The following is a 24053-nucleotide window of genomic DNA, read 5'->3' as shown; positions in this document are numbered from 1 at the left end:
AACGGCCCAAGCCCGGAAGGCCCCCCCCATGAGCAAGACCCCTGTCGTGATCCTTTTTGGCGGCCGATCCTCCGAACACGAGATTTCGCTGCTCTCCGCGCGCAACGTGCTTTTGGCCCTCGACCGCGAGCGCTACGAACCCCGCGCCGTCAGCATCGACAAGCAGGGGCGATGGCGCCTCGAGACCGAGGCGTTTTTGCTCGCGGCCACGGGCGACCCCCGCACGCTTCGTCTGCCGGCCGATAGCCCTACCCTCCCCGTCCCCGTCTATCCCCAAACCGAGGGGCCCTTTGCGCCCGGCACGGTGGTCTTCTCTACCCTGCACGGAACGTTCGGCGAGGATGGGCGTGTGCAGGGCCTGCTCGACATGGCCAACGTGGCCTACGTCGGCTCCGGCGCGCTCGGCTCGGCGCTGGGCATGGACAAAGACGTGGCCAAGCGCCTGCTCACGCAGGCCGAGATCCCCGTGGTTCCCTGGCAAACCCTCCACGCCCCTGCGTTTCGCGCGGACCCCGAGGGCGTCGCCGCGCGCGCGGCCGCCCTCGCCTATCCGCTCTTCGTCAAACCTGCCAACGCGGGCTCTTCGGTGGGCGTCACCAAGGTGCCTGCGCCGCACGCGCTCGCGGCGGCGCTGGAACGGGCGTTTCGCTACGACACGAAGGTGCTGGTGGAGGCGGCCGTCAACGCCCGCGAGGTGGAGTGCGCCGTGCTGGGCAACGAGGCCCCCGAGGCATCCACCCTCGGAGAGGTGGTGGTGACCCACAAGGATGGATTTTACTCCTACGAGGCCAAGTACCTCGATCCGTCGGGAGCGCACTTGGTCATCCCTGCACCGCTGCCCGACGAGGTGAGCGCACTCATTCGCGACCTGAGCGTCCGCGCCTTCCAGGTGCTCGAGCTGTCCGGCCTGGCGCGGGTCGACTTCTTCGTCGAACAGGGCACCCTGGAGGTGTACCTGAACGAGGTGAACACGCTGCCCGGCTTCACCGCCATCTCGATGTATCCGAAGATGTGGGAAGCCTCGGGGCTTTCTCAAAAAGCGCTCGTCACGCGCCTCATCGAGCTGGCACGTGAGCGTCACGCAGTGCGGTCACGTCTCGAAACCAGCTTCGTCTGAGCCACGCGAGGCCACACACTGACTCTCCCTGGGCCCCCGACCACGGGGCCGCTTCGGGCTTTTCCAGGTCAGCCCCTGAGGGCCAGGTCCGCATTGACGCGAAAGGGCCTAAAAATGTCATCAGTGAGTCAAGCGGGCGCCCGTTTCGCTCGATGTTCTCATCGGATGGACCGCGGCTCTGTGGGGGGCGCCGAGGGGAACATCGAAGTGCCCCGTATCAATCACGCGTCCGTTCACCAGGATTAAGACCGGTGCTCAAAGTCCTCTTCGTCGACGACGAACCCTACGTGCTCGAAGCCCTGCGCGACATGCTGCGGCCGTTTCGCCACCGCTGGAGCCTGAGCTTCGCGAACGGGGGTCCGGAGGCCTTGGACCTGCTCGACCGCAACACCATGGACCTTGTGGTCACGGACATGCGCATGCCAGGCATGGACGGGGCAGAGCTGCTCTCGACGCTGAAGCAGCGACATCCCCACATCATGCGCGCCGTGCTCACGGGGCAAAGTGATCTGCGTTCGGCCGAACGGTTGCTTCCCGTGGCCCAGCAGATGATCCTGAAGCCCTGCGATCGGGGGCGCCTCGAGGACTTGCTTTCGCGCGCCGAACGCATCCGCGCCCTGCTCCCGGAGCAGACCGTGCGTGCCTGTGTTGGCCGCATCGAGCGGCTTCCGCCCGCTCCCCGGGTGTACGCCACGCTGGTCTCGGCCATCGAAAAAGGCGATACGAGCGCCCGCGACGTGGCCCAGATCGTCGCCGGCGAGCCCGCCATGGCCGCCAAGCTGCTGCAACTCGCGAACTCGTCGTTCTTCAGGCTCGCCCGCCAGATCAGCACCGTGGAAGAGGCGGTGGTTCACCTCGGGTTTCTCACGGTGCGCAACCTGGTGCTCTCGGTCGAGGTCTTCGAGTCGGCCGCGCCTTTGCCGGCCGCGTCCGAGCTCACGGTCGAGGGCATCCGGGAGCACGCGCTGCTCGTGGGGCGCATTGCGACCCGCATCTGCCCCCCCACCTTACCCACCCAGGTCGTATTCTTGGCGGGCTTGCTTCACGAGATCGGCCTTTTGGTGCTGGGGATGGGCATGCCCAAGGAGACAGCCGCCGCGATCCAGCACGCCGCCGACGCGCACATCCCGCTCGTGAGCGCTGAGCGGGAGCGGCTGCATGCGACCCACGCGCAGGCAGGCGGCTACATGCTGGGGCTTTGGGGCTTGCCGCTCGACTTGATGGAAGCGGTGGCCACCCACGATGACCCATGGCCCGAGCCGCGTCACATGGAACCCTCGCTCGATCTGTGTACGGTCACGCACTTCGCGAACGCCCTGGCCAATGGCCAGGGCTCCGTGTCCCCGCGGCTTCCCCCGGCAGAGCACCTGGATCAGGCGCTGCTTGCGGCGTTGGGTCTCGAACGCCACCTCGACGCCTGGCGCACCGTGGCCGCCGAAGAGGCGGGGCGCCTGCGCGCCTGAAGCGCACGCGTCAGGACAGCGGAAGCTTCACGAAGAACGTGGTGCCCTGTCCGGGACACGTCTCGAAGGAGATCTGGCCCTCGTGCCGATCCACCACGATGGCGCGGGAGATCGCGAGCCCCTGGCCGGTTCCGCGTCCCAGCTCCTTCGTGGTGAAAAAGGGATCGAACACATGGGGCTGCACGGCCGCGGGGATGCCAAGCCCATCGTCGCGAACGGACACCACCGCCAGGGTGCGGGCGCCCACCTGCTCTTCGTAGGTCTTGACCTCGATGAGGCCCCGGCGCCCCTGCTCTCGCGCGCGCGCCTCGATGGCGTGGGCTGCGTTGATCACGAGGTTCACCAGAACCTGCTGCACGTCACCCACGTGGCAGCGAATACGGGGCAGATCCGCAAGCTCGGTTTTGACCTCCGCCACGTGCTTGTACTCGCCCCGGGTGATGGTCAGCGCGCGTTCGACGGCGTCGTTGAGATCAGCCGGCGCCTTCTCTCGCTGGTCGGGATGAGAAAAATCCTTCATGGCCCGCAAGATGCCCGAGACGCGCCCAAGGCCGTCCACCACCCGATCCACGGCGCGGGGCACGCGGTTGATGAGGTAGTCCACGTCGTTGGCCTCCATCAGGGCGCGCAAAGCCTTGCGCAGCTCATCGGTCGTTTCCGGGGCGCCGTCCGCGCTGGGCCCTCCCGCCACGATCGCCTTGACGCCCTCGGCGAACACCTGGAGATCGGCGAACGCACCGCGAAGGAAGCTCACGCTGTCACCGACGAACTGCACGGGTGTGCTGATCTCGTGGGCGATCCCGGCGGCCAGCTGACCGAGCGCCTCGAGCTTTTGCGCATGGCGCAGCTCCACGTCGAGGCGGGGCTTCCGTGTCCGTGGGCGCTCTGGGTCAGCCACCTCATCGAGCAGGGAAGGTCCTGTGTCGTTTCGGATCGTCACTGGCACGTGGGCTGGTCATCGACGGGACTCCCTCGCGCCTTGACGTGGTCGGCCCTGTTCCTCTCGCAATGAGGGCTAAAGGCCCCGCTCACTTGGGTCGATGTTGACACGAGGCCAAGCAGGGCAACGGCGAATCACGAGCCCAAGGAAAAGGAATGTACGACAAAGTCCTGGTGGTGGATGACGAGCCCGAGGTGATCGAGGGCTTGAAGGTCGCGCTGAGAAAAGAGCCCTACGAAGTGATCGGGGCGCACTCGGCGGCTGAAGCCCGAGTGATTCTGTCACGGGAGCCGGTGGGGGCCATCGTGGTGGACGAGCGCATGCCCGGGCAGTCGGGCAGCGAGTTTCTGGCCGAGCTGGCCAAAGAACAACCTCACCTGCCCAAGATCATGCTGACGGGCCACGCGGATCTTCAGGTTGCCGTGAGAAGCATCAACGAAGGGCGCGTGTTTCGGCTGCTGCAGAAACCATGCGAGACCGACGAGCTGGCCATGGCCATTCGGGATGCGCTTCGCAAGCATGCCGTCAAATCCGTGACACAAAGGCTCGTTCACCTCTCGCGGCGCCAAGCCGTGTTGGTTGAGGAGCTCGACCGTGAGAGCGCGGGCTCGACGGACCCCGGCCTGACGGGGCTCATGAGCACGCAGGAGATGCCCTCGGTGGCGGTGTCCGACGACGAAGCGGACCCCGTGGCCATGTTGAGCCCCGAAGAATCAGCCAATTTGTCGCGCCGAGAAAAAGAGATCTTGCGCGCCATGGTCGCCGGGAAGAAGCCCCGCGAGCTGGCCCACATGTTCTTCATCAGCGTGCACACCGCCCGGAACCACGTCAAAGCGATCTACCGCAAGCTCGGGGTTCACTCTCAAGGAGAACTCATCGCCAAGGTGCTGAGGGCTCCCGGACGGGTCAAGTTCCGCCCGGCCTCCTGAGCGGCCTCCCTTTCATCGCCTGTTTTCGCAGGGTTGCCGCGCGCGGCCCGGGACGGCGGCTCCGCAGCGCGGAGCGTCCGCCAATTTCGGCACAACCGTCTTCCTGAAAGGTGGCGCCTGGTGTCAATATAGGCACCTTCACAATGGCATCACCTCATCGCAGGGGCTCCCCACGTGGACGGGGGGGCCAGTACCCCGCGGCCCGCTCCGTCTTGGTCATCGGTTTGGTCATCGGTGTCTGGGCGTGCTTCGGCCTGGGCGCGCCACTGGCCGCAGCGGCGCCGGTCAAGCCGCGTTTCGTCGTGCTGGTGGATACCTCGGGGTCCATGGCCGAAAACGCGTTGCGCGTGGAAACTCACGGCGATGGCTCCGAGACGCACCCCGGCTGCGATCTCGACGGCAACGGGCTTTTCGACGACAGCAAGCTCTTCCAGGCCAAAGCCGCGCTCACCGACAGCATCACGGCCTTTGGTGCGGCCGAGTTTTCCCTGGCCCGCTATCACCAAAACGAGCTGGGCGCGGTGTGCAATAGCCTGCAAAGCTGCCAAAGCGTCAACCCCACGGCCAACGTCTGCGAGGGGCGCTGCGGGTTCAGCATCCCGCTCATCAGCCCCGACTACGACGAGTGTACGGGCGGTACGGCCACGGGCAACGGCTGCGTGCGCTGCGCAGCCCCCGCAGACGACCCCACCCACATCTTTTACGAAGGCAACCTCTGCTGCACGGGCAGCGACCCCCGGGCGGGCGGCTTTGGCCTGGCGGGCGACGTGTTGGTGGGCTTCCCCGCTGCCAACGGCGCCAACCACGTCGAGCTTTTGTCCTGGATGGACGGCAGGGAAACCTTCCCTGAAGGAACGAACCGTGAGCTCCGGGCGGTGGGCATCACGCCCATCGGCGGCGCGCTCAACGCGGTTCGCGACTGGCTGGTGAACGACGCCAGCGTGGCCGGTCCCGAGCCCGGTATTTTGAACCGCGACGGCCAGGTGGATTGCCGGTCCTACAACGTCATTGTCATCACCGACGGGATCGAGACCAACTCCTGCACCACCAATTGCGGGATCAACGGCGCGATCGCGGCCGAGAACCTGTTTTTCGCCTGCACGAACGGCGGGCTGTGGGATCCCCTCGACAGCCGCTGTGAGCGCGCGGGCAACCCGGCGGGCACGCGCCGCGTGCGCGTGCGCACCTACGTCGTGGGCTTCACCGTCAACGATCCTTCGCTCAACGCGATTGCCGCATCGGGCGGCACCGGTACGGCGCTGCTCGCGAACGACCGCGCAGAGCTGACGGCCCGGCTGGGCGACATCATCGCCGCCTCGCTTCCGTCCGAACGCTGCGACTGCCAGGACAACACCTGCGACGGGGCGATCGACGAAACCTTCCCCCGCAAGGGCGAGATCTGCACGGTGGGCGTGGGGCGCTGCAAACGGCAGGGGGTGCTGGCGTGTTCTCCCGACGGCCTCGGCCTCGTCTGTGCCGCAAGCCCGGCCGGCCTGTGCCCGGCGCAAGGGCTCGGGGCGGCAAGCCCACTCGAAGAGCGCTGCGGCTCGGCGCCCGGCTGCCTCGCCCCCACCGCCCAAGACTGCGCCGACGACGATTGCGACGGCCTCGTCGACGAAAACCTGTCCTGCGCCTGCAGCGCCAAGCCCGAGGTGTGCAACGGCCTCGACGACGATTGCAACGGCGTGACCGACGACATCGCCGACACCGCGTGCGGCCTGGGCGTGGGCGCGTGCCGCCGCGGCAAGATCGCGTGCGCCGACGACGGGCAAGGGGGCAAAAAGGCCCTCTGCGTGGGCGGTACGGCCCCTTCCCCCGAGCTCTGTGACGGCCTCGACAACGACTGCGACGGCATCACCGACGGGTTCGCGCTGGCCTGCTACCCCGAGGGCGCCGCGGGTTGCACCCGCAACACCACTCCCCTGTCGTGCGGCGGGGCCCCGGCGGGCGACTGGACGTGCCGCGGCCTCTGTCAGACCGGGCTCGTGGCCTGCGAAGGCGGCACGTGCGGCGGGTGCGTGGGAGCCATCACCCCGCAACCCGAGGTGGCCTGTGACGGCGTGGACAACGACTGCGACGGCCTCACGGACGAGGGCTTCGGCCTTGGCGCTGCCTGCGGTCCCGGCCAGGCGGGCCAAGGCCGATGCAAGGCGGGCGTGTTGGGCTGTGTCAACAACACGCTGGTCTGCCAGGGCGCAGAGGGGCCCGAGGAAGAGGCCTGCAACGGGCTCGACGACGACTGCGACGGACTCACCGACAACCTGCCGGGCCCCTGCGGACCCACCGCGGGGGAATGTCAGGCGGGCACGTGGCGCTGCGAAGGCGGCCAGCCCGTCTGCGAGCAAGCCCGGGGCCCCACCCCCGAGTTCTGCGACGGCCTGGACAACGACTGCGACGGAGTGACCGACGACGAGCCCCGCGACCCCGACCTCGTGGTGCCCACGCCCTGCGGCCTCGACGAAGGCATCTGCCGCAAAGGCATGCTGCGCTGCCTGGGTGGCGGAAAGTACTGCGACGAAAGCGTCGACCCGAGCTTCGAGCGCTGCAACGCCCTCGACGACGACTGCGACGGCCAGGTCGACGAAGGCCTGAACCCTCCGGGCATGTGCCCGCCTCCGGGCCTGCCCCCGGGAACGGGCCCGCTTGGCGAGTGCCGTCCCGGTGCCAACATCTGCTTGGCCGACAGCCAGGGGGGCGCCACCTGGGCTTGCACGGGCGGAGTGGGCCCCGCGCCCGAAATCTGTGACGGCAAAGACCAAGACTGCAACGGCAAGACCGACGACCTCGCCCCGTGCCCCGAGGGCTTTGCCTGCGCGTTTGCCGAATGCGCCCCGAAGTGCCGCGACGGCGAGTTCCCTTGCGAAGGCGAACGTACCTGCGTCGACGGTGTGTGCGTGCAGGACGAATGCGTGCGGACGGCCTGTGCGGCCGGGTTCCGCTGCGACCCCAAGCGCGGCTGCATCGACCGCTGCGAAGGCGTCAGCTGCCCCGAAGGATTCCGGTGTGACAAGGGCTCGTGCTTGTCGTGTCAGACCGAAGGCTGCCCCGAAGGCCAGCTCTGTCGGGGCGCGGTGTGTGAACCCGATCCCTGTCGCACGGTCAGCTGTGCCGCGGGCACCTATTGCAGCGAAGGGTCCTGCGTGGCGTCTTGTCGAGGCGTCAGGTGCAACGCGCAGGACAAGCTTGCCTGCCGCCTCGGACAGTGTGCGCCCGATCGGTGCCTCGGTGTGGCCTGTGCCCGCACGGGGTTCTGCCACCCGGCCACCGGCCAATGCGAACCCAACCCTTGCCTGCTGATTCGCTGCCTCACGGGACAGGTCTGCGTGCCCACGCGGGCCGCCTGCGTGCCCGATCCCTGCCTGGCCACGGCCTGCAAGGGCGACGACGTCTGCGTCGTGCGCACCGACGGCGTGGCCGAATGCCTCGGGCCCGACCAGCTGCCACGGCTCGACCCCCTCGATCGGGTGGCCGCCGCGGGAGGCGGGGGGTGTAGCTGTGACGTCACCGGCAGCGCCTCCGCTCCCTCGCCCCTCGTCCTCCTGCTCTCCCTGGGTCTGGCGTTCTCATTCTTGAAACGGCGCCGGCGCCGCGCCCGTGCGGGAGGTGTGCAATGAACCGCCTCGTTTTCCTTTGCAGCGCCTTCGCCCTTTTTGCAGGCTGCGAGGTGCGCAGCTTTCCGTTCTTCGCCGAGACCCCCGACGGCGCTCCCACCCCGCAGCCTCGCCCCGACGGGGGGCTGCGTGAGGGCGGCCCCGTGCTCCCGCCGCCCCCCGACGGCGCAAGCCTCGAGACCGGGGCGCCCGAAGCCGGCACGATCTGCCAGCCGTCGGCCGAGCTGTGCAACGGTGCCGACGACGACTGCGATGGGCTCATTGACGAGGACTTCGACTTCAACACGGACGATTCCCACTGTGGCCGATGCGGCAACGCTTGTGCGCTGCTCAACGGGGCCGCCCGTTGCTCGGTGGGGCGCTGCCGGCTTTCCGCATGCAACCCGGGCTTCGTCGATCTCGACCGGCTCGAGATCAACGGCTGCGAATGCGCCCTCACGGCGGGTGGGCAAGAGCTCTGCGACGGCGTGGACAACGACTGCGACGGCCTCATCGACGAAGACTTCGATCTCGAAGCCGATCCGCTCAACTGCGGAGGGTGTGGCCGTGCCTGTGCCTTCGCCAACGCGGGAGCTCTGTGTGAAAACGCCCGCTGCGTGAGGCAAGCCTGTGTGCCTGGCTTCGTGGATCTGGACGGAGCGCCCCAGAACGGATGCGAGTACGCCTGCACGCCCAGCGCAGGGGGCCTCGACGCCTGTGACGGCCAGGACAACGACTGCGATGGCGCCACGGACGAAAGCGATCCGCTGGCAGGCAGAGCCTGCTTCCCCACCGGGATCGTGGGCTGTGATCCAGGCTCGGGCGCCTGCGGCGGGGGCTGCGCGCTTGGCACGTGGGCCTGCCTGCCCGGTGGCCTCGTTTGCCAGAACGCCAAGCTGCCCGAGCCCGACGTCTGCGACGGCCAGGACAACGACTGCGACGGCGCCACCGATGAAGACTTCGATCTGCAAAACGATCCCCGCTTTTGCGGCGCCTGCACCAACGCGTGCGCGCTGCCGAACGCCATCAACGGCTGCGCCGCCGGAGCCTGCCGTGTGGCCTTTTGCAAAGCCGGTTTCGTGGATCTCGACGCTGCACCGGACAACGGCTGTGAATACGCCTGCAGCCCGGACGGCCCCGAGGTGTGTGATGGCCGCGACAACGACTGCAACGGCAAAACCGACGAAGCCGATCCCGGCCTCCGCTTCCCACCCGAAAACTTTTGTCTGCAAACAGGCGAATGCGGCAAGGGCCAGGGGGGCTCTACGCGCTACCCGGGGTTCGGATCCTATCCCGTGTGCACCACCGCCGGGGACGGGACCGCGCCCGACTGGTACTGCAACTACCCGGCGTCCGTCGAGCTCTTCGCCCCCAATCAGGTGCTGGGGCAAGAGACGTGGTGCGATGGCCTCGACAACGATTGCGACGCCGAGACCGACGAGCACACCCAACCGCGCGTGGGCACCACCTGCAAGGACGAGGGCCTCGGCGCATGCCAGAAGGACGGCGTTTTGCGCTGCCAGGCCGATCGCTTGCTCCGCCCGGCCTGCGACGTCAGCGCCGCCCCCGACCACGTCGTGGTCCACGAGAGCTGCGACGGCCTGGACAACGACTGCGACGGCCTCACCGACGAGCCCTGGGACAACCCACAGGGCAGCAGCCTGCCCGCCTGTCAGGGGGCCCCGTGCCTGGGCGTGCGTGACGACGTCATCCATGTCACCACAGGCGGCAACGACTATTTCATTCACCGCTTCGAGGCGAGCCGCCCCGACGCCACCGCCGACGATCCGGGCAAGCTGGACGGCCGCGCCTGTGCGCTTGGCCCCGCGCACCTGCCGTGGACCTCGGTTTCCTACGACCGCGCGCTCGCCGCCTGTGAGGGCGCGGGCATGCGCCTCTGCCGCACCACCCGCCAAAGCGCCTGCTCGTCGAGCGCCCCTACGGCCGACGAGTGGGGCTTCGCCTGCGCCGCCGGCCTCATCTGCCCTGCGCCGACGGTGCAGCCTTACCCCTACGGCTGCGGCTACACCCCCAACGCCTGCAATGGCCTCGACGCCGCCCGCGCGTCAGCGGCCCCGGTGGGCGCCTTCGCGGCATGCGCCGGCCCCGACCTCGGCGGCGGGGCCCGCGCCTTCGATCTCAGCGGCAACGTGGCCGAGTGGACCACCGACTGCCGGGGTGTGCTGGCGGATGGCCGTCGCACCCATACCTTGAGGGGCGGCTCCTACCTCAGCATTCCCGCCGCCCTCGCCTGTGGCTTCATGGCCACCGTCGTGGGCGAGGACTTTGCCTTCGTGGACACGGGCTTCCGCTGCTGCTCGGGCTGCCCCCAAGGTCTCGCGGACTGCGAAGGCGCTTGCGTGTCGCTCGGCAGCGACGGCGCCCACTGCGGCGCCTGCGGCACGAGCTGTGAGCCCGGACAACGGTGCGACAATGGCCGCTGCCGCTAGGGCCGCGTCGCGCAACGAGACCGCGGCCTCGCAAGGTGACGCGCGCGCGGCGGGACAGCACCCTTTGGCGGCCGCCCGGGTCCACCTGCGCTATACTCGAAAAAGCTCCCCGCCCCCATGAAGCACCCTGGATGGCCGCGCGCGTTCGGGCATTCGTTCCTGGCTTTCGCCGTCGCTTTTGCCCTGCTCCCCCTACTCCCCTCCTGGAACCACCCGGGAGGCCCGCAGGTGGCGCCCGCTTGGGCCGACGGCATGCGCTGTGGCACCCGCCTCGTTTCAGACGGCGACAACGCCTACCAAGTGCGGTCGCTGTGTGGTGATCCCGACGCGATCACCTCGTGGGTCGAGTACCGCTCCGTCAAAGTTCGCGTGGGCAACGCGTGGATCGACCGGGTCGTCGAGGTCAAGCACGAAGAGTGGACCTACGACCAGGGCTCGAGCCGCCTCGTCCGCTTCCTGTTTTTCGAAAACGGACGCCTGCGTGAGGTCCGCACGGGGCCCTACGGCGAGAAGCACTGAGCCCCCGCCGAGGCCCCGGGAACCTCACAAGGGCTCGGCACACTCGGCCTTCACCACGTCGTCCACGGTCTCACGGCGCGAGATGAGCGTGGCCTGGCCGTCCTCCCACCACACCTGGGGTGGTCGGCCCTGAGACACGTAGTTTGAGCTCATGGCCATGCCATAAGCGCCCGCGTCGTGCAGGACCAAGAGGTCGCCTTCGTCGGGCAGAGGCAACAGGCGGGGATCCAGGAGCTCGCGATCGTCGCGCGTGAACACGTCACCGCTTTCACACAACGGCCCGGCCACCACCAAAGGCTCCTCGGCCCGGCCGGCCCCGCGGCCCACGATCGAGATGTGGTGGTACGACCCGTACATGGCGGGCCGCACCAGGTCGGAGAATCCGGCGTCCACCATCACGAACTTGTGCCCCGGGCCCTTGTCGTTCGTGCGCGTCTCCTTGATGTCCTTGACGCGGGCCACCAGGAGCCCCATGCCCGCCACCGGATAGCGGCCCGGCTCGATCTCGACCCGAATCGGGCGCCCTGCCTCCTCTGCCAGCAGGCGCACGGCGTCCTCGAGCACGGGACGGTACCAGGCATCGAGGTCATAGGCCGGCTTACCGGGGCGGTAGGGGTGAGGAATGCCCCCGCCCAGATTGACGGCGTTCACGTCGGGAAAGCGTTTCAACCAGGGCGCCATGAACGCCACCAGGCGCCTCATGTTCGCGTCGAACTCCCGCAGCTCGGGGCCCGTGCCCACGTGGGCGTGCAGGGTGACCACCGGGAGCTTTGCGTCCGTGGCGGCGGTGAGCACCGCCTCCAGCTGGTCAGGCCAGATGCCGTGCTTGGAGGAAGGCCCTCCCGTGTCGCACGACTTCACGTGCCCGTGCCCGAAGCCTGGGTTCACACGCAGGCCGATCGGGCCCCGGTAGCCTGCCCCTCGCAGCTCGTTCACCATGCCGGGCGAGCCCACGTTCGGCAACACGTGATGTTCGAGCACCGCCGTGAGCGCGTTGTCGCGAAACACGTCCGTGGTGAGCATGACGGCAGGCGGCTCGGAGCCCGCCGCAAAGCCCGCCGCCAAGGCGCGGAGCACCTCGTTGCCGCTGACCGCGTCGATCCACAAACCCGCCTCGCGCACCGTTTCGAGCACTTTGCGCGCCGAGTTTGCCTTCATGGCGTACCGACAGGCGAGATGTTTGCCCTGCACGAGTTGCGTCAGCTGCCCGAGCGACGCACGGAGAACCTGGCTGTCGTAGAGATAAAACGGCGTCCCGATCTGGTCGGCCAGGCGGCTCAAGGGGTAACGGGAAAGGTCGAGCATGAAAGCGCGGCAGATTAGCAACAGGCCCGGATCCTCGCCACAGAGCGCCCGCGACAGAGCCCGCGGGGCAATGTTTCATCGAGAGCTGCAGGCACGCTTTTGATTGCTTTGTGCCCCGGCATTTGGTAGCTCGCATCACGCGTAGGATCTCGCCCCACAGGGCCGAGGGGTGGTCGAGGGTGGCGTTAGGAGGGCAGGATCGTTCGTCCCGAGAAGCCCATGCCAATTCACCGAATCCGAAAAGGCCTCGATTTGCCCATCTCGGGCGCCCCTCGCCAGGAGACGGCGGGAACGGTACAAGTGCGCACCGTGGCCCTCGTCGCCGACGACTACCCGGGCATGAAGCCCCGCATGATCGTCAAAGAGGGCGACATGGTGAAGCGGGGTCAGGCGCTGTTCGAGGATCGCAAGACCCCCGGCGTGTTCTTTACTGCCCCCGCCGCGGGTACGGTCGAGGCCATCAACCGGGGCGCGCGCCGCGTGCTCCAGTCCGTGGTCATCAAGCTGAACGACCAGGAACTCTCCGGAGACCCCGATGCCGGGAACTTCGAAGCCTTCCCCAGCTTCACCGGATGGCCCGTGTCAGAGCTTTCCCGTGCGCAGGTGGTCGCGCTGCTCACCGAGTCCGGCCTGTGGACGGCCCTGCGGGCCCGGCCCTTCTCGCGCATTCCGTCGCCGACCACCACGCCTCACGCCATCTTCGTGAACGGCATGGACACCAACCCCCTCGCGGCGCAGCCCGAGGTGGTGGTCAGGGGCCGCGAAGACGACTTCGCCGTGGGGTTGGCTGCCATCGCCAAGCTGAGTGACGGGAAAACGCATCTGTGTGTGGCCCCGAACTCCCCCCTCAAGGCCGCGGCCCGGGCGGCCATCGAGACCCACGAATTCGAAGGGCCTCACCCCGCGGGGACGAGCGGCGTGCACATTCACACCATCGCGCCGGTAGGACGCAACCGGACGGCGTGGTGGCTCGGTTACCAGGACGTGCTGGCCATCGGCCACCTCGTCAAGACCGGCAGGCTCGACGGCCACGTGGTCGTTTCGGTGGCAGGTCCGCCGGTTCAAAATCCGCGCCTCGTCAGAACGCGGGCCGGGGCCAATTTGGCTGACCTCATCGACGCCACGAAGGTGCTCGCGGGTGGCCTGCGCGCCATTTCGGGTGACGCTCCGGACGTGCGCGTGATCTCCGGCTCGGTGCTCTCCGGCAAGCGCGCCCAGGGGGCCGTGTTCGGCTACCTCGGCCGCTACCACATGCAGGTGAGCCTTCTCACCGAAGGGCGCGAGCGGAAATTCCTCGGCTGGATGACGCCGGGTGGTCGCAGATTCTCGATCTTCCCCGTGTTCGTTTCCAGGCTGTTTGGCGGCCGCAAGTTCGACCTCGACACCGACACCAACGGCTCTCCCCGCGCGATGGTGCCGATCGGCATGTACGAAGAGGTCATGCCCATGGACATCCTGCCCACGTTTTTGCTGCGCTCCTTGATGGTGGGCGACATCGAACAGGCGGAGAAGCTCGGTGTCTTGGAGCTCGACGAAGAGGACCTTGCGCTGTGCACCTTCGTGTGTCCCGGCAAGGTCGATTACGGCCCCGTGCTGCGGGCCAACCTCGAGAAGATTTACGCCGAGGGCTGACCAAAAGGTGAGGTTGCACTGATGAAGGCTCTACGCGAAGCGCTCGACAAAGTAGGCAAGCCCTTTCACAAGGGCGGCAAGTTCGAGAAGCTCTATCCGGTCTACGAAGCGACCGACACATTCCTGTATACCCCCGGCCAGGTGACCCGCACCGGCTCGCACGTGCGCGACGGCATGGACCTCAAGCGCATGATGGTCACGGTTGTGGTGGCGCTGATCCCGGCCATTCTGATGGCCATGTACAACACGGGGTATCAAGCGCACCTGGCGATAAGCCAGGGGGCTCTGCCGCTCGACGACTGGCAGACCGGCCTTTACCAAGCGCTTGGCCTGGGCTTCGACCCGTCGAGCGTCGTGGCCAACGTGGTGCACGGCGCCCTTTATTTTCTGCCTGTCCTGCTCGTGACCTTCCTCGTGGGCGGTCACGTCGAGGTGCTGGGCGCCGTGCTGCGCAAGCACGACATCAACGAGGGCTTCCTCGTGACCGGCATGCTCTTCCCACTCACGCTGCCGCCCACGATTCCGCTGTGGCAGGTGGCTCTGGGCATCACCTTCGGGGTTGTGTTCGGCAAAGAGGTCTTCGGCGGCACGGGCATGAACTTCCTCAACCCGGCTCTCACCGCGCGCGCCTTCCTGTTTTTCGCTTACCCGGGCCAGATCAGCGGCGACAATGTATGGATCGCCGCCAACACCGCCGCCGCGCAATCGGATGCCGTCTCGGGAGCCACCTGGCTGTCACGGGCCGCCGTCGAGGGCAACGAAGCGCTCGCTCACGCAAGCTGGTTCGATGCCTTCGTGGGCCTGGTGCCGGGCTCGATGGGGGAAACATCGACCCTCGCCTGCCTGCTGGGAGCGGCGCTGCTCATCATCACCCGGGTTGGCTCATGGCGGACCATGCTGGGTGTTGCGGTCGGCACCTACATCATGGCGAGCCTCCTGAACCTGGTGGGGTCTCAGACCAACCCGTTCATGAACGTGCGGCCCGAGTGGCATTTCGTGCTCGGCGGCTGGGCCTTCGGCGCCGTGTTCATGGCGACGGACCCGGTGTCTTCGGCCTTCACCGACCGGGGCAAGCTAGTCTACGGCTTTTTCATCGGCGTCCTGGTGGTGCTGGTCCGGGTGGTCAATCCGGCCTACCCCGAGGGCATGATGTTGGCCATTCTTTTCATGAACATGTTCGCGCCGCTCATCGACCACTTCGTGGTGAACGCGAACGTCAAACGAAGGATTGCACGCAATGCCGCAGCATAGCACTGCCTACACGATAGGCTTCGCCGCCGCGGTCTGTGGCGTCTGCTCGCTCTTCGTGGCGGGTTCGGCGGTGGCGCTCAAGCCTCGCCAGCTCGACAACAAGGCCATCGACCGTCAGCTCAAAGTGCTCGCGGTGGCTGGCCTCATGGAGGGTGGGGAGGATCTCTCGAAAGAGCAGGTCCGCGAACGCTACGACCAATACATCCAGCCCGTGGTGGTGGATCTCAAAACGGGCGCGCCCGCGTCCGACGTCGACGCCAAGAGCTTCGACCAGCAAGAGGCGATGGCCAACCCGGCCAGCAGCGCCAAGGCCCCGGAGAACCCCGCCAAGGTGCAGCGTATCCCGAACAAGGGCGTGCTGTTCAAGATCGTCAAGGACGGCAAACTCGACGGCGTGATCTTTCCCGTTCAGGGCAAGGGCCTCTGGTCCACCATGTACGGCTACCTGGCCCTCGAGGCCGACGGGAACACCGTCAAGGGCATCACCTTTTACGAACACGGCGAAACGCCTGGCCTCGGCGGCGAAATCGAAAACCCCTTGTGGCAGTCGCTCTGGCCAGGACGGCAGATCTACGACCGCGAGGGCGTACCCAAACTGCAGGTGGTGAAAGGGCAAGCCGGCTCCGTAGCTGACGATCCTTACGCTATCGATGGGCTTTCGGGCGCCACCCTCACCAGCCGTGGCGTGACCGGTTTGGTCCAGTTCTGGCTGGGCGAAAATGGCTACGGACCCTATGTCGAGCGCCTCCGCGCGGAAAAGGGGGAAATATGAGCGAACCCAAAACGTCCGAGATCCTGCTGGATCCTTTGGCCAACAACAACCCCATCGCCCTTCAGGTGCTGGGCATCTGCTCGGCGTTGGCCGTCACCACGAAAATGGAGACCGCGGTGGTCATGAGCCTCGCGGTCACGGCGGTCACGGCTTTCTCGAACCTCGCCGTCAGCGCCATTCGCAATCTGATTCCGGCCAGCATCCGGATCATCGTGCAGCTGGTGGTGATCGCGTCTCTGGTCATCATCGTGGACCAGGTGCTGAAAGCCTACGCCTTCGCCATCTCGAAGCAGCTCTCGGTGTTCGTTGGCCTCATCATCACCAACTGCATCGTCATGGGCCGCGCCGAGGGTTTCGCGATGCAGAACAAGCCCATCCCGAGCTTCGTCGACGGTATCGGCAACGGACTCGGCTACAGCCTGGTGCTGGTGGCCGTGGCCTTCGTGCGTGAGCTTTTCGGTTCCGGCAAGCTCTTCGGGATCACGATCCTCAAGCCCGTCACCGAGGGGGGCTGGTATCAGCCGAACGGTCTCATGGTCCTGGCCCCGGCCGCCTTTTTCCTGATTGGCGGGTTCATCTGGGTCATCCGCAGCTACAAACCCAACCAAAAAGAGGAAGCCTTCCGTGTTGGAACACTACTTGAGCTTGGCCACCAAGGCGATCTTCGTTGAGAACATGGCCTTGGCCTTCTTCCTGGGGATGTGCTCGTTTCTGGCCGTCTCCAAGAAGGTAGAAAACGCGATCGGCCTCGGCGTTGCCGTGACGGTCGTGCTGGGCGTCTGCACGCCCCTGAACCAGCTGCTGCACAACAACCTCCTCAAGGAGGGAAGCCTGGCGGCCTTTGGTCTCGACGTGGATCTTTCCTTCCTCACGTTTTTGACCCTGATCGGCACCATCGCTGCCGTCGTGCAGATCCTGGAGATGAGCCTAGACCGCTTCTTTCCCGCGCTCTACAGCGCGCTCGGCGTGTTCTTGCCACTCATCGCCGTGAACTGCGCGATCTTGGGGGCCTCGTTGTTCATGGCCGAGCGTGACTACACCCTGGGTGAGTCGGCGGTGTTCGGGGTCGGCAGCGGCATCGGGTGGGCCCTTGCCATCGTGGCCCTGGCCGCCATTCGCGAGAAGCTGAAGTATTCCAACGTGCCCGCGCCGCTTCGCGGCTTGGGCGTGACCTTCATCGTCGTGGGCCTCATGGCCATCGGCTTCATGGTGTTCTCGGGCATCCAGCTCTAGTCCCCCCGCCCTCACGAGCTCCTAGAACCTTTCCAGGACCCTTCCCAGGACCCGCTCAGGAAACCTCTTCATGACCACCGTTATCGCTGGCGCCATTTTCTTCGTAACCCTCATCATCGCCCTGGTGGTGGTGCTGCAGGCTGCCAAGTCCAGGCTGGTTGCCAGCGGCGAGGTCACGATCACGATCAACGACGACCCGAACGCGAGCCTGAAGACCGCAAGCGGCAGCACTTTGTTGGCAACGCTCGCGAACAACAAGATCTTCATCCCCTCGGCCTGTGGCGGCAAGGGCAGCTGCGGTGTGTGCAAGGTCAAGGTCTTCGAGGGCGGCGGCTCGCTTCTGCCCACCGAAGAAGGTCACATCAATCGCGGTGAGGCGCGTGAAGGCTGCCGCTTGTCCTGCCAGGTCAAGGTCAAGCAGGACATGCGCATCGAGGTGCCCGCCGAGGTGTTCCACGTGCGCAAGTGGAAGTGCCGGGTGCGATCGAACAACAACGTGGCCACCTTCATCAAGGAACTGGTGCTCGAGCTGCCCCCGGGCGAAGAGGTGCCCTTCCGCGCAGGCGGCTACATCCAGATCGAGAGCCCACCCTACAGCATCGAGTTCAAGACTATGGACGTTCCGCCACGCTTCCGCGGCGACTGGGACAAGTTCAAGATCTTCGACCTCAAAGCGGTCTCGAACGAGACGGTCACCCGCGCGTACTCGATGGCCAACTGCCCGGACGAAAAAGGCGTCATCATGCTGAACGTCCGCATCGCCACGCCGCCGCCCCGACGCGCCGACCTGCCGCCCGGTGTGATGTCGTCCTACATCTTCAATCTCAAGCCTGGTGACGAGGTCACGATTTCGGGTCCGTTCGGCGAGTTCTTTGCCCGCGAGACCAAAAACGAGATGATGTTCATCGGCGGCGGTGCCGGCATGGCGCCCATGCGCTCGCACATCTTCGACCAATTCCGCCGGCTGAAGACCGATCGCAAGGTGACGTTCTGGTACGGCGCGCGCAGCCTACGAGAAGCCTTCTACGTGGAGGACTTCGACGGCATCCAGCGAGACTTCCCGAACTTCAGGTGGTACCTGGCCCTCTCTGAACCCCTTCCGGAGGACAACTGGACCGGCCTCAAGGGCTTCATCCACCAGGTGGCCTTCGAGCAGTACCTCAAGGCCCACCCGGCCCCGGAGGACATCGAATACTATCTTTGCGGGCCTCCCATGATGATCAAGGCCGTCACGGACATGCTCCTCAACCTCGGCGTCGAGCGCGAGAACATCATGTTCGACGACTTCGGGGGCTAAGACCCGGGTGCAGCGCCGCGGGCCCCTGTCGAAGCGCCAAGGCATCACGCTCGGGCTCTTGCTCGCGGCGCTTGTGGCTCTGTCCTGGTGGCGCCTCTCGACGGGCTAACCCCGTGCCGCACACAGACCGTAACTTGCTTGTCGAGGGCGGCTCGGGCCAAATTGGCCCGTAACCGAATGCCTGCACCCCCGTAGACCTCCATGAAGCGCGACGAGTTGACAGAGGAGGCGCTGATGGCCGCTTACGTGGCCGGCGATGGCGGGGCCTTCGACCGGCTCTTCGCCGCGCTTGCGCCTCGGGTCTACGGATTTTTCATGCGGACATTCAACAACCAGGCGATCGCCCACGACCTGATGCAGACCACCTTCCTCAAGGTGCATCGCGCGCGCAAGGACTACCAAAGTGACCGGCCGCTGCGCCCGTGGCTCTTCGCCATCGCGGCCCGCGTGCGGGTGGATGAGTTACGCAAACGTGTGCCGGGGCAGACGGAGTTGCTCGAAGACGAGTCGCTCGACGCGGAGAGCCCGCTTCACGCCGAGCCAACGGTCTCGCCCGAAGAGCACCTTGACGCGCAGGCGCGCCAGCGAAAAGTTCAGGAGGCCCTGGCCGCCTTGCCGGAATCGCAAAGGGCGATCGTTCACCTGCACCGCTTCGAGGGCCTGTCGTTCGCCGAGATCGCCACGGCGCTCGGGACGTCCGAAGGCGCCGTCAAGCTCCGCGCGTTTCGGGCCTACGAACGGCTGCGCAAGCAGCTCCGCGCCCTCGCGCAGCCAGCACCCGAGGGCGAACCGGTGCCAAGCGCCTCTGTGCGTGTATCATCGGCGGCGGCGCTTGCCGGTGCGGGTCGACCGCTGGCGGCCGCAGAGCCCGAGGAGCCTGCGCCATGAGCTTCCCGAAGACCCTCACGCCGCGCTCGACCTCGAAGGCCCTGAAGAGCGAGCTCAACAAGGCGGAGCTCGGGACGCCGGATCCTGTCCGCTGCGAAACGCTTCAGCGCGACGCCCTGGGCCTGGTCTCGCTGCCGAGCGAGGACCTCGACCGGCGGCAAGCCGAGGCCCACGCAACGGGTTGCCAACCCTGCGCCGATGCGCTCGGTGAGGCTCGAAGCCTCCTGGTGGTCATCGATGGCGCGGGGGACGCGCTCCCATGGGCTCCGGACGAGGCCGCGCTCGCCCGCGTGGCGAGCACGCTGCATCGGGTGGTGCAGGCGAGCCGCCACAGCCGCGTCTATGCAGCCCTGGCTGCCGTGCTCATCATCGCCACGGCGGGTGTGCCCCTGGCGGCAAGTGGAGCCCTGGCGCTGACGCCCACCACCAGCATCGCCATGGCCCTCGCCTTTGCAGGGGCCACGTTGGGGGCTTTGGCCCTGGGCGGTTTGGGGGCCCTTGCGGCTGTGCTTCCGCTGCTCTCCGCCGGGCTGGCGGCCTACGCAGGCCGAAGCGGGACCCTGCAGGCCGGGGTGGGCCTGCACTGCCTGGCGTTCGAGCTCGCGACGGCCGTGCCGACCTTGGCCTACGCGGTGATCTTGGTTCGTCGGGGTGTGTTCGAGCGCCCACGGTCAACGCTCGCCGCAGCGGCCGGGGCAGGAGCGATCGCGGGCCAGGCCGCGCTGCACGTGCTCTGTGAGGCTGCACCCTCGCACGCGCATCTTTTCGGCTTCCATCTCACCGGTGTGGCCCTGGCGTTGGGTCTGGGCGCGCTGGTGGGCGCCTCGCGCTGGGTTCTTCCTGCCGCCCTACGGGCCTAGGCGGAACCGGGTTGGTCAAGGACAGACACGTTCCATGAGCCTTTCCTGGATCGCCGTGCTGACGGCCCTCATGTTCCTGACCGGTGCGGTGGGAGCCATCACGGGAGGCAATAGCCTCATCAACGTGCCCATCTTGATCACGATGGGCATGAGCCCTCGTCACGCCGTGGCCACCAACATGTTCGGGGTGCTATTCATGACGGTCTCGGCCACGGCGCGGTTCGCCCGCAGCGGCCTCATCAAGAAGGATTTTTTGTGGCCCCTCGGCGTGATCACGGCCCTCACGTCAGCCCTGGGGGCCTTCATCGCGGTGAAACTCCCTGAGACCGTCGTCAAGGTCGTCGTGGGCGTCTCCATGGCGGCCCTGCTGCTCTTCCTCGTCTTCAAGCGACAGTCGGGGCCTCCGGTGGCCAGCTCCCCGGGGCGCCGCGCGGTGGGCTACACGGCCGCGACGCTCTTGGGGATCTACGGCGGCTTCTTTTCAGGCGGATACACCACGTTGATGACGGTGCTCTGCACGCTAGCTTTCGGGCTCACCATGATGGAGTCCGTGGCTCTCACGAAGCCCATCAACCTGATCTCGTGCGTGGCAGCGTGCGCCGTCTTCTTGGCAGGGGGGCTCATCGATCTACGGGTGGGTGTTCCCCTCGCCGTGGCCAACCTGCTCGGCGGCTACGTCGGGGCGCACGCCGCGATCAAGAGCGGCGACAAGTTCGTCCGCAGCCTCTTTCTGGCCACGGTGGGCGCACTGGCCCTCAAGTTGCTGGTGTGGGACGTGCTGCTCCGAGGGTCCTGAGGCAGCCCGGCCCGGGGCCCGATGGGGGTCCGCACGCCGCATCGACCGTACGCCCGCAGAAAGACCGAAACCCAGAGGGCCGTGCCCGCGTAGTTGTTTTCGTGCACCACACCCCTCCTTCCACGAAGTGGCGTCCGACGCTGGTTCTGGCGCCTTGGCTCATGCTCGCCGTCGCCTGTGACGACGCGGCTTCACCCCCAGCCGCCACCGCCCCGCCACCTTCCGATGCAGCGGCCCTGGCTCCCGAAGGGGGACCCCTTGGCTCGAGCCCGACGCCGTCCGATGGGGGCGCCGACGTGGCCCTGGGCGTGCAGTTCTTGAACTTGCGGGTGGAGGAGGTTGGCTCCCGCCGTGCGGTGGTGCGCTTCGATACGAGCGTTCCCACCACCTGCGAGGTGCTGTGGGGCCTTACCGCCGCGTCCCTCGACAGGGCGGCCAGTGATCCCGATATGGACCCGGCCAATCCCTACGCCCTGGCGCATGAGGTGCCGCTCGAAGATCTCCCCCCGGCCACACCCATAGCGTTTCGCGCCAAGGCCACCACACCCGGCGGCGAGACGTTTTTGTCGGAGCTCCGCACCTTCACCACGGCGGCCGCTGCCCCCGGCGAACCGGCCTGGGTCAACGTGGGGGACCTCGCCTCGGGGGCCTCCATCGCCGCAGTCAGCTCGAACTTTGGAAATACGGGCCCTGAGGGAAGTTTTGGAGCCAATAACGCCATCGACGGCATGATGGCCACCGAATGGTCGAGCCAAGGCGAAGGCAACGCCGCATCGCTCACGGTCGACCTTGGTGCGAACAAGACGCTGGTCGGCTTCGGCTTTCGCAGCCGCAAGATGTCGGACGGCACCTCGATCATCAAGGCCCTCAAGCTCACGTTCGATGGCGCGGCTCAGGCAGGCCCCTACCTCACGCCTGACCCTGACAACTTCTACAAATTCGCCTTCAAGGCCCCGCAAGGGGCGCGCCTCGTGAAACTCGAGGCGGTCGACACCACGGGAGGCAATACGGGCATCAAGGAGTTCCAGCTCTTCGCCACACCCTGACAGGCGCAGCGTCGCTCGCCAGGGCGCGGGCCGAGGTGCTATCACGGAGCCCCATGCGCCCCTGGACGACCCTGGATCGGGTGGACACCCCCGAAGGCCCGCTCGAGCTGCGTCAGCGCGGCGAAAAGGATTTCCTCATCACGATCGACAGCCGCGTGCTGATGACCAGCAGCGCGCACCGCTCGGAGGACGCGCTGGCGGTGGCAGCCTGCGAACCCCTCCTCGGACTTTCCAAACCGCGCGTCCTCATCGGCGGTTTGGGCATGGGGTTCACGCTCCGCGCGGCCCTCGACCACCTGCCCGCCGACGCCCGGGTGGACGTGGTGGACCTCAACGAGCGCGTGGTCGCGTGGTGCCGAGGCCCGCTCGCCCCTCTCACCCACGCCGCCGTCCTGGACCCGCGGGTGAAGGTGTCCGTGGGCGACGTGGCGCATACCATCGCCCGCGCGCCCGCGGGCCATTATGACGCGATCGTGATCGACCTTTACGAAGGGCCTCATCACGCGCTCAACGGCCCTCGCGATCCTCTCTACGGCACCGCGGCCCTGGCGCTCACCCACCATGCGCTCGCCCCCCGCGGCATCTTCGCGGTGTGGTCCGAAGAGCCAGATCGTCCCTTCGAGCAGCGGATGGCCGCGGCAGGCTTTTCCCTCGCACGCCAACGCAGCGGACAGGGAGGACGCCTCCACGCGGTGTACGTCGGCGAGAAGCAGCGGCTTCCGATCCGCCCTCCGCGAGACCTTGCCTCCCCGCCGCCCCGGCCCTCCGGGCGGCGGCCTCCGAAGCGCCGCGGCTGAGGCCCAACAGGCAACCGGGGCCGGCCTGGGTCATTCGAGCAGACCGCGTCAGTCCCTCGCGCGCAAACGCTCGAGGAGTGTTTGGGGCGTGTCGAAGCGAAAGGCAAAACGGCCCAGGACCAACGTCTCACCTCCCACCAGGGGCGCCTCTAGGCCGGATACGAGTTTTTCGCCGTCGAGCTCCGTGCCATTGGTCGAGCCCGTGTCACGAATCGCCCAGCCGCTCTCCCTGCGGAGGATCTCGCAGTGCCGCTTGGAGATGGAGTACTCCGGGATGTGCACGTCGGTCTCGGACGTGCGCCCCAGCGAAACGGGGCCAGGGCTCCCCGCAACCGCCTTCGCCACGAAGAAAACGCGGCCCACCAAGGCGCTCGCCTCGAGTTCTTCATTGAGAGATGTGGCGACGGTGGTCTTTTCCCCCGTGGGGCCATCGCGCAGCTGACGAGCCAATCCCAGGAGAACGAGCATGGGCGATGGGGCTGCGTCGAGATAGGCGCGAGCGCCTTTCTCCTTGAGCACTTTGGCAAAGTCCTTGAGGTAAGCGGGCACGGGCGGCTCGTCTTGAGTCATCGTCAGGGCTCGCGCTGCGGTTGAGGCCCGCGCTTCCCGGGACCTGCAGGACCTCCGAAGCCTGGCCAAGCGTCCTGGACTTGCCCTATCCTGGCGGGCGTGAATTACGTGAATCATCGCCTGCCCGCGGCCGTTTGGGGACTTGTCCTGGTGCTGTTCGGCTGTGGGGGCAACGACACGGAGGGCGGCGAGCCCCCCGGCCCTCCCGAGGTGCGGCTGGGCACCCCGGACGCAGAGACCGAGCTCAGCTTCGATCCACTGGAGCCCGGCGAACCCATCCGCTACGCAGGCAGCGGACAATCGGGGCTCTTCCTACGCATGGGGCTACGGGCCAAGCATCTGGGCGCAGACGTGACGGCGCTCGTCAGGGTCACCGACACGACCACCGGGCTGTCCGTGGAAGAGTCGTTTCGCTTTCAGATGGTCTGTGAGACGGACACCGGCTGGTGCACCGAGTTTCCGGTGTATCTGCGCGCCACGAGCCTCGGCACACCGCAAGAGCTGGACGGGCGCAAGGTCACGGTCTACGCGAGGGTCAGCACCAAGCAGGGCTGGGTGGCAGAGGCCACCACGCCGGCCGTGCTGGAGATGCTCTAAC

At 67.0% G+C, this 24053-nt stretch carries 21 protein-coding genes; 18 read left to right on the top strand and 3 right to left on the bottom strand.

Annotated features, from left to right (window positions below; all coding sequences use genetic code 11):
* Positions 1 to 28: 28 nt before the first annotated feature.
* Together KA712_03470 and KA712_03465 are read left to right on the top strand one after the other, a co-directional pair.
* Positions 29 to 1117, top strand: coding sequence for a D-alanine--D-alanine ligase (locus tag KA712_03470; protein MCG5051998.1), 1089 nt, complete (start codon positions 29 to 31; stop codon positions 1115 to 1117).
* Positions 1118 to 1368: 251 nt separating this feature from the next.
* A complete protein-coding gene (locus KA712_03465) occupies positions 1369 to 2580 on the top strand; it encodes an HDOD domain-containing protein (protein MCG5051997.1) in 1212 nt (403 codons plus the stop codon).
* A 10-nt stretch (positions 2581 to 2590) separates the two neighbouring features.
* Here the strand turns inward: KA712_03465 and KA712_03460 are convergent, their stop codons facing one another.
* The gene (locus KA712_03460) at positions 2591 to 3526 is read right to left on the bottom strand and encodes a hypothetical protein (GenBank protein MCG5051996.1); all 936 of its coding nucleotides are present in this window, start codon (positions 3524 to 3526) and stop codon (positions 2591 to 2593) included.
* 149 nt (positions 3527 to 3675) lie between these two features.
* On the opposite strand from KA712_03460, the gene KA712_03455 reads away from it, so the two are divergent.
* From KA712_03455 to KA712_03440, 4 genes are all read left to right on the top strand, one after another.
* Complete coding sequence (locus KA712_03455; GenBank protein ID MCG5051995.1) at positions 3676 to 4449, top strand: response regulator; 774 nt, start codon at positions 3676 to 3678, stop codon at positions 4447 to 4449.
* Between the two features lie 143 nt (positions 4450 to 4592).
* Complete coding sequence (locus KA712_03450) at positions 4593 to 8063, top strand: hypothetical protein (protein ID MCG5051994.1); 3471 nt, start codon at positions 4593 to 4595, stop codon at positions 8061 to 8063.
* Entirely contained in the window at positions 8060 to 10489 is a 2430-nt protein-coding gene (locus KA712_03445; GenBank protein ID MCG5051993.1) for an SUMF1/EgtB/PvdO family nonheme iron enzyme, read from the top strand. Before KA712_03450 ends, KA712_03445 begins: the two co-directional genes overlap by 4 nt.
* Before the next feature lie 117 nt (positions 10490 to 10606).
* Entirely contained in the window at positions 10607 to 11008 is a 402-nt protein-coding gene (locus KA712_03440) for a DUF2845 domain-containing protein (protein MCG5051992.1), read from the top strand.
* 24 nt (positions 11009 to 11032) lie between these two features.
* On the opposite strand, the gene lysA is transcribed toward KA712_03440, so the two are convergent.
* Complete coding sequence (gene lysA / locus KA712_03435) at positions 11033 to 12313, bottom strand: diaminopimelate decarboxylase (protein ID MCG5051991.1); 1281 nt, start codon at positions 12311 to 12313, stop codon at positions 11033 to 11035.
* Positions 12314 to 12532: 219 nt separating this feature from the next.
* On the opposite strand from lysA, the gene KA712_03430 reads away from it, so the two are divergent.
* From KA712_03430 to KA712_03380, 11 genes are all read left to right on the top strand, one after another.
* Positions 12533 to 13945 (top strand): Na(+)-translocating NADH-quinone reductase subunit A, encoded by a 1413-nt coding sequence (locus tag KA712_03430; protein ID MCG5051990.1) that lies wholly within the window; start codon positions 12533 to 12535, stop codon positions 13943 to 13945.
* Between the two features lie 21 nt (positions 13946 to 13966).
* Positions 13967 to 15196: an NADH:ubiquinone reductase (Na(+)-transporting) subunit B gene (locus KA712_03425; protein MCG5051989.1), complete on the top strand. Its 1230-nt coding sequence runs from the start codon at positions 13967 to 13969 to the stop codon at positions 15194 to 15196.
* Positions 15183 to 15968, top strand: coding sequence for a Na(+)-translocating NADH-quinone reductase subunit C (locus KA712_03420; GenBank protein ID MCG5051988.1), 786 nt, complete (start codon positions 15183 to 15185; stop codon positions 15966 to 15968). Before KA712_03425 ends, KA712_03420 begins: the two co-directional genes overlap by 14 nt.
* Complete coding sequence (locus KA712_03415; protein MCG5051987.1) at positions 15965 to 16639, top strand: NADH:ubiquinone reductase (Na(+)-transporting) subunit D; 675 nt, start codon at positions 15965 to 15967, stop codon at positions 16637 to 16639. Before KA712_03420 ends, KA712_03415 begins: the two co-directional genes overlap by 4 nt.
* Positions 16593 to 17201, top strand: a complete 609-nt coding sequence (gene nqrE, locus KA712_03410; GenBank protein MCG5051986.1) for an NADH:ubiquinone reductase (Na(+)-transporting) subunit E — start codon at positions 16593 to 16595, stop codon at positions 17199 to 17201. The genes KA712_03415 and nqrE overlap by 47 nt, the downstream gene beginning before the upstream one ends.
* 70 nt (positions 17202 to 17271) lie before the next feature.
* A complete protein-coding gene (gene nqrF / locus KA712_03405) occupies positions 17272 to 18498 on the top strand; it encodes an NADH:ubiquinone reductase (Na(+)-transporting) subunit F (protein ID MCG5051985.1) in 1227 nt (408 codons plus the stop codon).
* 201 nt (positions 18499 to 18699) lie between these two features.
* The gene (locus KA712_03400) at positions 18700 to 19386 is read left to right on the top strand and encodes a sigma-70 family RNA polymerase sigma factor (protein ID MCG5051984.1); all 687 of its coding nucleotides are present in this window, start codon (positions 18700 to 18702) and stop codon (positions 19384 to 19386) included.
* Positions 19383 to 20246 carry a hypothetical protein gene (locus KA712_03395; GenBank protein MCG5051983.1) on the top strand — a complete coding sequence of 288 codons (864 nt, stop codon included), beginning with the start codon at positions 19383 to 19385 and terminating at the stop codon, positions 20244 to 20246. The genes KA712_03400 and KA712_03395 overlap by 4 nt, the downstream gene beginning before the upstream one ends.
* Before the next feature lie 34 nt (positions 20247 to 20280).
* The gene (locus KA712_03390) at positions 20281 to 21042 is read left to right on the top strand and encodes a sulfite exporter TauE/SafE family protein (GenBank protein ID MCG5051982.1); all 762 of its coding nucleotides are present in this window, start codon (positions 20281 to 20283) and stop codon (positions 21040 to 21042) included.
* 101 nt (positions 21043 to 21143) lie between these two features.
* Positions 21144 to 22088, top strand: a complete 945-nt coding sequence (locus KA712_03385; protein MCG5051981.1) for a discoidin domain-containing protein — start codon at positions 21144 to 21146, stop codon at positions 22086 to 22088.
* Positions 22089 to 22141: 53 nt separating this feature from the next.
* Positions 22142 to 22885: a hypothetical protein gene (locus KA712_03380; protein ID MCG5051980.1), complete on the top strand. Its 744-nt coding sequence runs from the start codon at positions 22142 to 22144 to the stop codon at positions 22883 to 22885.
* A 48-nt stretch (positions 22886 to 22933) separates the two neighbouring features.
* On the opposite strand, the gene KA712_03375 is transcribed toward KA712_03380, so the two are convergent.
* Complete coding sequence (locus KA712_03375; GenBank protein MCG5051979.1) at positions 22934 to 23455, bottom strand: FHA domain-containing protein; 522 nt, start codon at positions 23453 to 23455, stop codon at positions 22934 to 22936.
* Between the two features lie 99 nt (positions 23456 to 23554).
* Between KA712_03375 and KA712_03370 the strand changes: the two genes are divergently transcribed.
* Complete coding sequence (locus tag KA712_03370) at positions 23555 to 24052, top strand: hypothetical protein (protein MCG5051978.1); 498 nt, start codon at positions 23555 to 23557, stop codon at positions 24050 to 24052.
* Position 24053: the final 1 nt, after the last annotated feature.

The organism is Myxococcales bacterium (assembly GCA_022184915.1).
In the GTDB taxonomy this organism is placed as follows: Bacteria; Myxococcota_A; Polyangia; order Fen-1088; family Fen-1088; genus JAGTJU01.
This window is presented reverse-complemented; position numbering and strand designations above follow the sequence as displayed.

Coding starts and splice junctions, on each gene's coding strand:
- KA712_03470 (MCG5051998.1), top strand. CDS start 29: ATGAGCAAGACCCCTGTCGTGATCCTTTTTGGCGGCCGATCCTCCGAA.
- KA712_03455 (MCG5051995.1), top strand. CDS start 3,676: ATGTACGACAAAGTCCTGGTGGTGGATGACGAGCCCGAGGTGATCGAG.
- KA712_03450 (MCG5051994.1), top strand. CDS start 4,593: ATGGCATCACCTCATCGCAGGGGCTCCCCACGTGGACGGGGGGGCCAG.
- KA712_03445 (MCG5051993.1), top strand. CDS start 8,060: ATGAACCGCCTCGTTTTCCTTTGCAGCGCCTTCGCCCTTTTTGCAGGC.
- KA712_03440 (MCG5051992.1), top strand. CDS start 10,607: ATGAAGCACCCTGGATGGCCGCGCGCGTTCGGGCATTCGTTCCTGGCT.
- lysA (MCG5051991.1), bottom strand. CDS start 12,313: ATGCTCGACCTTTCCCGTTACCCCTTGAGCCGCCTGGCCGACCAGATC.
- KA712_03430 (MCG5051990.1), top strand. CDS start 12,533: ATGCCAATTCACCGAATCCGAAAAGGCCTCGATTTGCCCATCTCGGGC.
- KA712_03425 (MCG5051989.1), top strand. CDS start 13,967: ATGAAGGCTCTACGCGAAGCGCTCGACAAAGTAGGCAAGCCCTTTCAC.
- KA712_03420 (MCG5051988.1), top strand. CDS start 15,183: ATGCCGCAGCATAGCACTGCCTACACGATAGGCTTCGCCGCCGCGGTC.
- KA712_03415 (MCG5051987.1), top strand. CDS start 15,965: ATGAGCGAACCCAAAACGTCCGAGATCCTGCTGGATCCTTTGGCCAAC.
- nqrF (MCG5051985.1), top strand. CDS start 17,272: ATGACCACCGTTATCGCTGGCGCCATTTTCTTCGTAACCCTCATCATC.
- KA712_03400 (MCG5051984.1), top strand. CDS start 18,700: ATGAAGCGCGACGAGTTGACAGAGGAGGCGCTGATGGCCGCTTACGTG.
- KA712_03395 (MCG5051983.1), top strand. CDS start 19,383: ATGAGCTTCCCGAAGACCCTCACGCCGCGCTCGACCTCGAAGGCCCTG.
- KA712_03390 (MCG5051982.1), top strand. CDS start 20,281: ATGAGCCTTTCCTGGATCGCCGTGCTGACGGCCCTCATGTTCCTGACC.
- KA712_03380 (MCG5051980.1), top strand. CDS start 22,142: ATGCGCCCCTGGACGACCCTGGATCGGGTGGACACCCCCGAAGGCCCG.
- KA712_03375 (MCG5051979.1), bottom strand. CDS start 23,455: ATGACTCAAGACGAGCCGCCCGTGCCCGCTTACCTCAAGGACTTTGCC.